Source organism: Nocardia brevicatena NBRC 12119, assembly GCF_000308495.1.
In the GTDB taxonomy this organism is placed as follows: Bacteria; Actinomycetota; Actinomycetes; order Mycobacteriales; family Mycobacteriaceae; genus Nocardia; species Nocardia brevicatena.
The window spans coordinates 1-10,718 of the sequence record NZ_BAFU01000220.1; the positions used below are offsets into that span (position 1 = coordinate 1).

At 64.6% G+C, this 10,718-nt stretch carries 9 protein-coding genes and 3 pseudogenes; 10 read left to right on the plus strand and 2 right to left on the minus strand.

The genetic code is table 11. The annotated features are described in order from the left end of the window. Positions 1-494: 494 nt before the first annotated feature. Positions 495-836 (minus strand): antibiotic biosynthesis monooxygenase family protein, encoded by a 342-nt coding sequence (locus tag ON20_RS26765; RefSeq protein ID WP_040840051.1) that lies wholly within the window; start codon positions 834-836, stop codon positions 495-497. A 295-nt stretch (positions 837-1,131) separates the two neighbouring features. Here ON20_RS26765 and ON20_RS37495 point away from each other — a divergent pair, with 295 nt between their 5' ends. Together ON20_RS37495 and ON20_RS26775 are read left to right on the plus strand one after the other, a co-directional pair. After that, on the plus strand, positions 1,132-1,338 hold the full coding sequence (locus tag ON20_RS37495) for a hypothetical protein (RefSeq protein ID WP_040840054.1): 207 nt from the start codon (positions 1,132-1,134) through the stop codon (positions 1,336-1,338). Then, positions 1,317-1,652 (plus strand): hypothetical protein, encoded by a 336-nt coding sequence (locus ON20_RS26775; RefSeq protein ID WP_040840056.1) that lies wholly within the window; start codon positions 1,317-1,319, stop codon positions 1,650-1,652. Before ON20_RS37495 ends, ON20_RS26775 begins: the two co-directional genes overlap by 22 nt. Positions 1,653-1,913: 261 nt before the next feature. On the opposite strand, the gene ON20_RS26780 is transcribed toward ON20_RS26775, so the two are convergent. After that, entirely contained in the window at positions 1,914-2,552 is a 639-nt protein-coding gene (locus ON20_RS26780) for a MerR family transcriptional regulator (RefSeq protein WP_040840058.1), read from the minus strand. Between the two features lie 177 nt (positions 2,553-2,729). Here ON20_RS26780 and ON20_RS26785 point away from each other — a divergent pair, with 177 nt between their 5' ends. The 8 genes and pseudogenes from ON20_RS26785 to ON20_RS39305 all read left to right on the plus strand — a co-directional run bounded on the left by ON20_RS26785 (position 2,730) and on the right by ON20_RS39305 (position 10,615). Then, positions 2,730-3,683, plus strand: coding sequence for a hypothetical protein (locus ON20_RS26785; protein WP_040840060.1), 954 nt, complete (start codon positions 2,730-2,732; stop codon positions 3,681-3,683). Continuing rightward, complete coding sequence (locus ON20_RS26790; protein ID WP_040840062.1) at positions 3,680-4,132, plus strand: ABA4-like family protein; 453 nt, start codon at positions 3,680-3,682, stop codon at positions 4,130-4,132. Before ON20_RS26785 ends, ON20_RS26790 begins: the two co-directional genes overlap by 4 nt. A 27-nt stretch (positions 4,133-4,159) precedes the next feature. After that, the gene (locus ON20_RS40025; protein ID WP_281032914.1) at positions 4,160-4,285 is read left to right on the plus strand and encodes a hypothetical protein; all 126 of its coding nucleotides are present in this window, start codon (positions 4,160-4,162) and stop codon (positions 4,283-4,285) included. A gap of 1,178 nt (positions 4,286-5,463) precedes the next feature. Next, positions 5,464-6,385, plus strand: a pseudogene (locus tag ON20_RS26805) (DUF4158 domain-containing protein); the annotation flags it as partial. A gap of 382 nt (positions 6,386-6,767) precedes the next feature. Then, positions 6,768-7,259: an SRPBCC domain-containing protein gene (locus ON20_RS26810; protein ID WP_040840071.1), complete on the plus strand. Its 492-nt coding sequence runs from the start codon at positions 6,768-6,770 to the stop codon at positions 7,257-7,259. Positions 7,260-7,696: 437 nt separating this feature from the next. Next, positions 7,697-9,148 (plus strand): reverse transcriptase domain-containing protein, encoded by a 1,452-nt coding sequence (locus ON20_RS41140; RefSeq protein WP_438803444.1) that lies wholly within the window; start codon positions 7,697-7,699, stop codon positions 9,146-9,148. A gap of 106 nt (positions 9,149-9,254) precedes the next feature. Next, a pseudogene (locus tag ON20_RS35035) lies at positions 9,255-9,501 on the plus strand (hypothetical protein); the annotation flags it as partial. 73 nt (positions 9,502-9,574) lie between these two features. Beyond that, positions 9,575-10,615: pseudogene (locus ON20_RS39305) on the plus strand (IS3 family transposase). The last annotated feature ends 103 nt before the right edge of the window (positions 10,616-10,718 follow it).

Genomic DNA, 10,718 nt, shown 5'->3' on the forward strand with positions numbered 1-10,718 from the left:
GCAGTTCGATCTTGGTCGATCAACGGCATTCCCGGAGGCCTCGCCACATCACCAACTCTCAACCCGGGCAACATCTTTCAGCCGGCCTGTCCGGACTTTCGAAACATGCCTCAGTTCGATACGAAGATTATCGTGGAGTTCCGAGCCGACAGGGACGTGTCGGCGGGCCGTTGGTAGGCACTACTACGATTCTCATCCACCATACTGTCGCCAGACCGGGGATCGAATGTGTTTCGCAGGTGGCCTGCCCCTCGACCGGACGGATGTTTCGTAATCGTTGCTTCCAACGCGGGCCCGTCACCCCACCCAGGCCGGTACCCCACCCTGAGGCGAAACCCAGGGCCGGGACCGACCCCGCCGAGTCCCGGATCGGAACCACACGAAAGATTCCGGTGTTCATACCGACCCCCCGAGACCGTATCCGGAATCGGGGAGCCGGCGGACGGTGGCCGAGGATGATCTCGTCGGGGGAAACCGTCGACGGAATCCTCGACTCAGATACCGTTCGAACCCGGCCGTCCCGGCAGGGAACTCACCAGGTCCGGCAATTCGTCAAGCCGCGGACCGAACAGATTGTGCAGCGGCGTCACGGTGATCTTGATCTCCGAGTTCATGCCGAGTTTCTCGGCCGCCGGCGTCAGGCGAGTCTCGAGGAACCGATCGAAGCCCTCCTTCTCATCCCAGATCTCGATGATCCGGAATCCGAAGTCGGTCCGGGTCGTGACATGAAGATAGATTCCCGGCTCGGCCCGCTTCTCGACACCCAACTCATCCATGATCGCCCGGTATTCCTCGGGTGTCTGACCGTAAACATCCAATGTAGTGATAACCGCCATGCCCGCACTCTATGCCATGATACCGTCTCGTGTCATGGGCACGGGTGGGTTGCCTCGGTACCGGACGACAGTCTCGGCACATCATCACTGTGAGGCACAGCTTGGTCACCGAACCCGTGCCGCAGGGCAGACGGTCGCCAACCGACCGCCGTGGCCGAAGGCGACTTCCGCAACAACGTTCCCGTCGTAGACGGCACATACGTCCGATCGAACACGGTCGTCATCCCGCCGCTGCGCAGCAGATCGACATCGTCGATACGGTCCATCGGCCTCTGACCAGCAGCTACCGGAGAACGTGGCAGGTTTCCGCGTATTCCGGTCCCCCGGTCTCGGCCTGCCCGACCCGGAGGAAGCCGAGTACGGCTACCGGCAGCCGACACGCATCGGCGCGGCGTTGGTCGGCTCCTGGGCGGCGGTCGCCGAGGATTTCTGGGCCCAGTCCGCGCTTATAATGCCTGCATCGTCCGTCACCCGTGCGCGGTGCCGTACCTGTCGCATCTGAGCCTCGGCTCGGGCACGATCCAGAAGCCGGGCAATGGCAGCAACTACCAGCAAACGCCGCTCGTCGAACTCGACCACGGCGACATGTTCGGGGTGTTCGCCACGACCGAATTGGGTGTCGGCACCAACATGGTCGATGCACGTACTATCGCGACCTGGAACCGCAATGACCGGTCCCTTTCAGCCTGCTGGATGTCTGCTCGGGGCTCCATGCGTTCGCCCACCTCCGGTCCTTATGCCGACCGTGGCGGTGGCCGCAACGCACGGTCCGAGGACCGCCTCGGTCGCACACCCATCGCAACTCCTCATTGTTGAGATGTTGCGACAATCGGTTGAATTCGCCCTGACTGCCCGTGTCCGAGTGGTGAATCGGTCCGGGCTCGACCGGATGCCCGTAATGATCCCGCCGCCACACGACCATATCGAGCGCCTTGGACACCAGCGCGGCCGTCTTCGTGGCCACTGCTGTCCAGCCGACGATCACCGGTGTCGCGGGTCGGGTTCCCGCGCGAAGAAAGCACCGCGGGTTGTCCGCGGTGAAAGCGCTATTGGCGCGCTCATAGATATCGACCGCCGCTATCTGGCTGCTCCTTCTGACAGCAGTTGCTGGGACAGGTGTTCCTGGGCGAGACGGCGTAGCGCGGCCAACAGCGTGTCGCCGAGAATGGTCCCGACGATGGCTGTTTCGATCATCCGTTCGAGGGTGGGTTCGCCGCGGACCAGGCCGATATCGGTGGTGGCGATCGACTCGGTGGCCGCGGCATAGTCGTCCATCGCGGCGACGACATCGGCGTGACCCAGTAGCCGTAGCGCGGCGCAGACATCGATCAGCGTGCGCCGTGCCGGGCTCTGCTCGTCGATCTGCCAACCACGCCGGGCCAGCAGTGCTTCGACATCCGCCGTGGCGGATTCTTGCTCGGTCTCGCCCACCGGTGAGTGACGGCCGCCCAAGGCGTAGAGCATCGCACCGAGGGACTCCCGCGTGGGCAGCGTGCCCGCGTCGAGCACGGTCAGCAGTTCTCGGGCGGTCTCGATCGACAGTCCGCCGATATCGATCAGCGCCCGGATCAGCCGCAGCCGGTTCACATGGTCGGCGCTGTAGTCCACTTGATTGTGGTGGGTGCGGACACCTGAGGGCAGGAGCCGCTCACGCACGTAGTACTTGATCGTGGCAGGGGGAACACCGCTGGAGCGGCTGAGTTCGGCGATCCGCATAGGGCTCCTGGGTCTCGTTATCGGGGCGGTGCAGATATTGACAGTTGGGGTGTAGCTATCAATAATAGCGTTTGATAGCTACACTATCGATAGTTCTAATCTCACTAGGCTCGACGACGTGCCGAGTGGGGAGCAACGGCACTCCCTGCGTACACCCGCGCCTTCTCTGAGGACACCATGACCGCATTGCACTGGCATCGTCCGTTGATACTGCTCGCCATCGCGATGACGATCCTCGTTTTCGTCTCGCTCGGGGGAATGATCGTCGATGATCGTGTCCTGACCGGGATACCGATCTGGGCCAAGGCCGCGAAGTTCGCGCTTTCCGTGCTGATCTACGCAGTGACGTGGGCGTGGCTGATCGCCCAGCTCACGCGCTGGCACCGGGTCGCCTGGTGGGCGGGCACGGTAGCGGCCGCCGGCCTCGGCATCGAACTGGTCGTCATCGTGACCCAGATCGTGCGTGGCACCACCAGCCACTTCAATTTCACGACTCCGCTCAACTCGGCACTGTGGGAGACGATGGGGCTCTCGATCATCGTGGTCTGGATAGCCACGCTGATCGTTTCCCTCGCGTTGTGTCGCAACCCGACACCCGATCCGGCCCGCAATGCCGCGATCCGGTACGGCGCCGCCCTGTCCCTGATCGGTGCGGCGTTGGGGATGCTGATGGTGCTGCCGACCCGGGACCAGCTCGCGACCGGTAGCGCGATTCGTGGTGCGCACACTGTCGGCCTGCCGGACGGTGGAGCGGGTCTGCCGATCCTCGGCTGGAGCACCGCCGGTGGTGACCTGCGCGTCCCGCATTTCTTCGGAATGCATGCGGTGCAACTGCTTCCGCTGGTCGTGATCGCTGTGGAGCTGGCTGCGCGGCCGCTACCCGTGCTGCGCTCGGCGGCGTTGCGGGCCGCGCTCATCGTGGTTGCCGCCGCGACCTACGCCGCGCTGATTGCGGTGCTGACCTGGCAGGCGCTGCGCGGCCAGTCGATGATTCATCCGGACGGTACTACTCTCACAGCGATAGGTGCCATCGCTGTCGGTGCGATCGGGTCGACGATCGTGATCGTCCGACGGCCCTGGCCTGATCCGGCGGTGCCGGTGCGGCGCACTCGGATCGGAGCGACCCGATGACCCGTCAGCTGTTCGATCTCACTTTTCTGACCGCCGCGCCGTTCTGGGCTCTGATGATCCTGGCGCCGCGCTGGCATCGGACCCGCACGATCGTCGCGTCACCACTGATCTGCATGCCGCCGCTGCTGATCTACGCGGTGCTGGTGCTGCCGCGGATCGGCACGTTCTGGCACACCCTGGTCAACCCGAATCTGCCTGCGCTGCAGGCAATGCTCGGTGGCAGCGCGGGCGCCGCCGTGGCCTGGGCGCACTTCGTCGCATTCGATCTTTTCCTGGGCCGCTGGATCTATTTCGACAGCCGGGCACGCGGTATCCATCCTGTGCCGATCAGCGTGCTGCTGCTGTTCACGATCCTGTTCGCACCGCTCGGCGCACTCGGCTACCTACTCATCCGATCTCTCCGGACACCGCGATCGGTGCCGGAACAACCAACGCTCGCGGAGGCGTAAACGGGAACCCTGATCTTTCTTCTGGTCATGCTGTTCGGGCTGCGCCTGACGGGCGCACTTGCAGCCACCCGGTTCACCGACTGGCGCACCTGCGGCGCGTACGCGCTGGCGACGACGCTGCCGCTTACCGGCACAACGCATTTCCTCCCGTAGAGTTTGTCGGGTGGACCGGCACCCACTCACGCCGATTTCGTCCCGATAGTGCCGCCCTTCGTGCCGTCGCCCGGCTTCATGGTGTATAGCACCGGCGTGCTGGAACTGCTCGGCGCCCTTGGCCTCGCCCTCGCGACGAACCGCCGCCCGGCTCGACACAACTAACAGTCCTCCGATTGCACCGGTCCCCATCAGCCGTTACAGTCCTGATGGCAGGTTCCTGCCGTATTCCGGTCGCACCTCGACGTGGTCGGCAGTAGTGCACCCAGTGCTGCCCGTCTTCTGCTGCGCCAAGGAACCGGACACCTTCCCGATCACGGCCACACTGGGGGCGTTTATCGGCGCGGAGTCAAGTGTGGAAACTTTCGACCGTCGCGGCAGTCGGGCGACTCATTACCGCCGCCTTGGTCGCAGCCGATACCCGTGCCCCAGACCTCGGGAGCGACCAGCGTCGATATCGACATCACCGGCCCCGCGGCATCGGCCCGGGACCCGGCGGCCCGGAACCGGTGAGGCTCGATCCACTCGGCGAGCAGGTCGCCGGCGACGAACGCACCGGCCGATCACCGCAGTGGCTACCCAGCTGGGGACTGTCAACAGACGGCAGAGCCGGTCGGATCCGGGCTCCGCATCACCATCGCCCGGGAGGCAGGCGCGGGAAGCAGCGGGTGATCGCACCAACCGAATCCGATCGCATGGGTCGAGGAATCGCAGGCATCCAGCTCCAGCACAGGCGATCCCCTAGACGGACAGTATCCCCGCCGTCTCGATCCCGACATGGTCTGTGCATGTAGCACGGGCACCGGTACACCCCGAAGGAGCACAGTGACCCCGGCCTCCGATCCGTGCCCGATCTGCCGTGCACCGAGGGCGGCCACCCGCAGCTGATCGGCCTGGACACCGGCCGCGCAGACTGCGGCACACCCTGGTGTTCGGCCGTGGGCGTGGACGCACCGCTGTGGTGGTTGCTCGATGCCGCCGGGGTCGACCACAACCCCGCCGGGTCGCAGCGCCCGACCCACCGGGGCCTGCCGATTCGGGGTTCCGGTAGTAGTCGCACGGAAAACAACGGAGTTGGCCTGACCAGCGGTGATGGCTGGTTGAGGCTGCGGGGCGTCGTGTTTGGTGCTCGGCTTGGCTGCCGATGAGGTTGGTCGGCGTGGTGGAGGTCGGGTTTCGTGGCGACGTGGATGTTCGCGGACGAGGAGTTGGCGCGGCTGCGCGGGTTTCCGGAGGTCGGCCGCGAGGAGTTGTTCCGGTTCTTCACGCTGAGCCCGGCCGATGTTGTGTTCGTCGCGCCGGTGCGGGGGCGTGGACCGGCTGGGTTTGTCGGTGGCGTTGTGCACGTTGCCGTGGTTGGGGTTCGTGCCGGACAAGGTGGCGGCCGCGCCGCCGGTAGTGGTGGCGCGGTTGGCGGATCAGCTGAAGGTCGATGCGGCGCTGATCGGTTCGTATGGTCGGCGGGCGCAGACGCGTTCCGAGCATCTGCGGCTGGTCGCCTGGTATCTGGGCTGGCGTTCGGCGGGGGCGATGGAGTTGAAGGAGCTGGACGAGTTCTTGTTGGTGCGGGCGATGGAGCATGATTCGCCGACGTTGTTGTTCCGGTTGGGGTGTGAGTATCTGCTCTCGGCGCGGGTGATCCGGCCCAGCCCCGACACCGTGGTTCGCCGCGTCGTGCACGCGCGTGAGCAGGCGCAACGGGAGACCTACGATCGGCTCGCGCACGAGCTGACTCCGCAGCGGTGCGCTGAGTTGGACGGCTTGCTGGTCACCGATGCTTCGATACGGATGTCACGGTTGCGGTGGCTGGCGACCGGCCCTGTGGAGGCATCCGCGGCCGCAGTGCGCAACGAGGTCGAGAAGCTGGGGTTTGTGCGCGGCCTGGGCGCGGACGCCCTCGATCTGTCGGTGCTGCCCGCCGAGCGTCGTCGGTTCCTGGCCATGCTGGGCCGCCGCCTGACTCCGCAGGCTCTGGAACGTCGTGATCCGCAGCGTCGGTATCCGATCTTGTTGACGGTGCTGGCGCAGTCGGGGACCGATGTGCTCGATGAGGTGGTGGCGCTGTTCGATCAGGCGCTGTCGGGGAAGTTCAGTTCCGCAAATCCGGCGGCAGATGGTGACCTACTCTCTGCCGCCGGATTTCTGGCGGACGAGCCTCTACCCCCTAACCCTCGATCCACCGATGAAGTTGCTGAGTGGGCCGCGCGCCGCAGGCGCGCGGCCCACTGGTTTTTGAGTAGCGGGTATCTGCTGGTCTGCCCAGCCTTTCCACTGTTGCTCCTGGTCGTAGGGGTGTTTCGCGGTGTTCAGGCGCTGGGAGGACAGCTTCCGGCGTTTCGACAACTTCCTGTCCGAAGTTCAACGACTTCGGTCTGACGCCGAGCGCTGATCGCAAGGATCGAGCGATTGACCGCAGGCCGACCATCCGTTATTATTCCATTTGGTTACGTAACCAAATGGCTAACTAGGAGAGAGAAGGAAGATGCCGGACATCAACGCCCCAACGCTGACCATCACCCACCCCTCTGACACCGAGACGGTGGTGCGGCGGGAGTTCAATGCCCCTGCCGACAATCTGTTCGTCCTGTGGACGACACCGGAACTGGTCCGCCGTTGGTGGTCGCAGACCGGTGAGATGTCCGCCTGCGACATCGACGCGCAGGTCGGCGGCAGGTGGCGGTGGGCGCACTTCAACGCGGACCACAACATCGAGGTGGCCTACTCTGGCTCCTACATCACAGTCGATCGGCCGAAAGTCCTCGTCTTCACCGAACTGTTCGAGACATTGCCGGGCAGCGAGTATGTCAAGGAGCTCAAGTTCGAGGAGTCGAACGGCACCACAACCGTCGTCAGCCACTTCAAGTACACCTCGAAAGAGTGGCGCGACGGCCACCTCGCGGCGAATTTCGAGCCCGGACTGCGCCAGGCCTACGGGCGCATCGACGCTCTGCTCGACGACCAGGCCAACCGATAGCAAGCGCGAACGGAGCAACGGGTGAGCCTTCCCGCATACCTCGCGCCACAGTATCGAGCGGATCGCACGGCTTCATCCTGCCGGTGAACCGTTTGGTGGTCATCTCACGTTGTGCTCGTGCTGATTTGGTCCGGTCCCGGCGTGCGTCGCGTGCTGTCGGGGCGTCAGGCGAGGGCAGCGGTCCAGCCGCTGGTGGTGTGGTCGCAGAGGCATAGTTGGGCACCTCACCTGTCGATCGGTTGACAGTGAACACGGGAACCATCTCGCAGGTCCCTATCCAGCCGGAAGCCATTCGGGTGGAAGGGAAAGCGCGTCGTCTGCTGACGCCTGCAGGATGGGGCGGAGGAGCCGTAGTAGTTCGAGGCCGGGAAAGCCGGGTACATGGCGAAGGACTCCAGCGGGTCCGCAGCAAGAACAGCAGACTGTGGAGGTCACTTGTGAATACGAGTGCGTCGTGGCCCGACCCGGAAACGGCCGAGCTGCGAGTACGCAGGATGCAGCGCAAGCTGCACCATTGGACGGTTGATGATCCCGGCCGCTGTTTCGATGATGTGTTCAACCTCGTCTATGACCCCGCGTTTCTTGTCGTGGCGTGGGAGCGGGTGCGGACGAACAAGGGCGCCCGCTCGGCCGGTGCCGACGGGATCGTGCCGCGATTCCTCGGCCCGCAAGAGTCGGCCCGGATGCTCGAGACCTTGCATGCGCAGGTCAAGCAGCGCCGGTTCCGGCCGGACCCGGTGCGGGAAGTGTCGATCCCGAAGGGAACGGCACGCTGCGTCGCCTGGGATCGCGACCGCGGCCGACCGGGTGGTGCAGGCGTCGCTGAAGCTGGTGTTGGAACCGGTCTTCGAGGCCGGTTTCCGACCTTGTTGTTACGGGTTCAGGCCGCGTCGGCGCGCTCAGGACGCGATCACCGAGATCCACATCTCGCCGGCGGCACCCGGACCTACCACTGGGTGTTCGAGGGCTATATCGAGGCGTGTTTCGACGAGATCGACCACACCGCGCTCATGGCGCGGGTGCGGACACGTATCGCCGACAAACGTGTTCTGGCCCTGGTGAAGTTGTTTTTGAAGGCGGGAATCCTGTCGAAGGACCTGACCTTCCGGAGCAACGCCACCGGAACTCCGCAGGGCGGGATCTTGTCACCACCGCTGGCCAATATCGCCTTGTCCGTTCTGGACGAGCACTTCGCTGCCAAATGGGAAGCACTCGGACCGTATTGGACGCGCGCCAAGTATCGCCGGGCTGGAGGGGCCACGATGAAACTGGTCCGCTACGCGGACGATTTCGTCGTCATGGTCCACGGCAGCCGCGCCGATACCGAAGCGCTACGCGATGAAGTCGCGGCAGTGCTCGCGCCGATGGGCCTGCGCTTGTCGGCAGAGAAGACCAAGGTCTGCCACATCGATGACGGGTTCGAGTTCCTGGGTTTCCGCATCCAGCGGCAAACCAAAAGGGGCACGGCCAAGAAATACGTCTACACCTGGCCGTCGAAGAAGGCGCTCGCGTCGATCATCGACAAGGTCAGAGACATCACTCGCCGACACAAGCATCGAACGCTCGCCGACCTGCTGCACCTGCTCAACCCCGTCCTGCGGGGATGGTGCGGCTATTTCCAGCACAGGGTATCCACACGCACCTTCGGTTACCTTGACCACTACGCGTGGTGGAAAGTAGTCGATTGGATGCGCAGGCGACACCACGGGCCGGCCTGGGGAGTCTTCCGGCACCAGTTCGTTCCTACCCGGGTGGCAGATCCGCGCCGGACGAACCGCGATGTTCCGGCCCTGGGAAGTGGAAGTCACCCGCTACCGCTTCCGGGGTTACAACATCGCCACTCCCTGGAGTTGGCGGCGCCGGAACCAGCGACAGCCACAATGACATAACCCGTGGAGAGCCCGTTGCGTCGAGAGGCGCACGGCGGGTTCGGAGGGCGGGCCGGGGAAACCCACCAGTCGAAAGGCTGACAGGGCGCCCCGGTCCGACCCCTACACCAAACATCGGACCGGTGAAGGCAAACTGTATCTCTGCACGGCCAAGGACGTGTTCTCCGGCCGGATCGTAGGCTACTCGATTGGGCCGGGTCGGTGCGGCCGGTGACAACGCGGCGATGGAAAACTTTTTCGGCCTGCTACAACGCAATGTCTTGGACCGGCGACGCCGACAAACCCGACTCGGCCGGTTGATCCCGATCGAATACGAAACCATTATGAACCCGGCAGTCCAACAGGCTGCCTAACCACTGGTCTGCCCTACCGGTTGGGTTCCAGCTCGGGTTGCTAACCGACAGCCTTCCCGAAAGGCTGATCCACGTGCCACGCGCCTATCCCACCGAGTTCCGCACCCGAGCGATCGCTGTGGTCCGGGCTGGTAAACCCGCCGAACAAACCGCGGTCGAGCTCGGCATCCACCCGGTCACCTTGTCGAAACGGCTGCGTCAGGACGACATCGACCACGGACTCCGTCCGGGAAAACCATCGGAGGAGTCGGCGGAACTGCGAGCGGCCCACGCGGCGAAGTTCCTCGGGGAGGATGTTTCGGGCCCACAAGGCGGTTCTACCCGGTGATCGACAGCCTCGCCGCAGCCGGAGCACCGGTCGACCGCTGCTCGCCCGGCAGAACTACTACAAGGCCAAGCGCACCTCCCCGACGCAGTTACGGCGCCAGTGGCTCACTGGGCTGATCCGGGAGGTCCACGTCGCCTCCGGCGCGACCTATGGCTATCGCAGGATCCACGCCGAGCTCACCATGGCGATGGGTATCAAGGTCTGCCCGCGCCCGGTATCGGTGCTGATGACGTTGGCCGGCATCCGCGGGTTGCCGGCCTCGGCGAGAAGAACCTGCGCGGTGTGGTGACCGCAACAGATCTGGTCAACCGCAAATTCCACCGGCCGAAACCGAACGAGTTGTGGGTCACCGACATCACACAACACCACACCAGGGAAGGACGCGTGTACTGCGCCGCAGTCCTCGACACGTTCGGCCGCGGGATCGTGGGCTGGTCCATCGATTCCCGCCAGGATGCCACCCTGGTCGTCAACGCCCTGGACATGGCCATCGGCAACCGGCGGCCTGCTGCGGGCGGCATCGTGCACGCCGATCACGGAAGCCAGCTCACCTCATGGGTTTTCGGTGAGAAGATCCGCTCGGCCGGACTACTGCCATCGTTCGGCACGGTCGGTGACGGGCTCGACAACGCCATGATCGAATCGTTGTGGTCCTCGATGCAGATCGAACTGCTCGACCGCAGGAAATGGAAGACCCGCCTCGAGCTCGCGAACGCGATATTCGACTACACCGAGATCTTCTACAACCGCCGACGCCACCACTCCACCCTCGGCTACCGCACCTGACCTGCTCCCCGTGAACGCGACCGGCCGGAATTAGAGTCCTGTTGGCCCTGGTGAGGGCCAGGAGGGACGATAGGAACCATGGCTGGACGGAAACGGCATTCCG

Excerpts from the sequence above, each read along its gene's own strand:
- ON20_RS40025 (WP_281032914.1), top strand. The coding sequence starts at position 4,160 with ATGCTGTTCGGGCTGCGCCTGACGGGCGCACTTGCAGCCACCCGGTTC.
- ON20_RS26780 (WP_040840058.1), bottom strand. The coding sequence starts at position 2,552 with ATGCGGATCGCCGAACTCAGCCGCTCCAGCGGTGTTCCCCCTGCCACG.
- ON20_RS26785 (WP_040840060.1), top strand. The coding sequence starts at position 2,730 with ATGACCGCATTGCACTGGCATCGTCCGTTGATACTGCTCGCCATCGCG.
- ON20_RS26790 (WP_040840062.1), top strand. The coding sequence starts at position 3,680 with ATGACCCGTCAGCTGTTCGATCTCACTTTTCTGACCGCCGCGCCGTTC.
- ON20_RS26765 (WP_040840051.1), bottom strand. The coding sequence starts at position 836 with ATGGCGGTTATCACTACATTGGATGTTTACGGTCAGACACCCGAGGAA.
- ON20_RS26810 (WP_040840071.1), top strand. The coding sequence starts at position 6,768 with ATGCCGGACATCAACGCCCCAACGCTGACCATCACCCACCCCTCTGAC.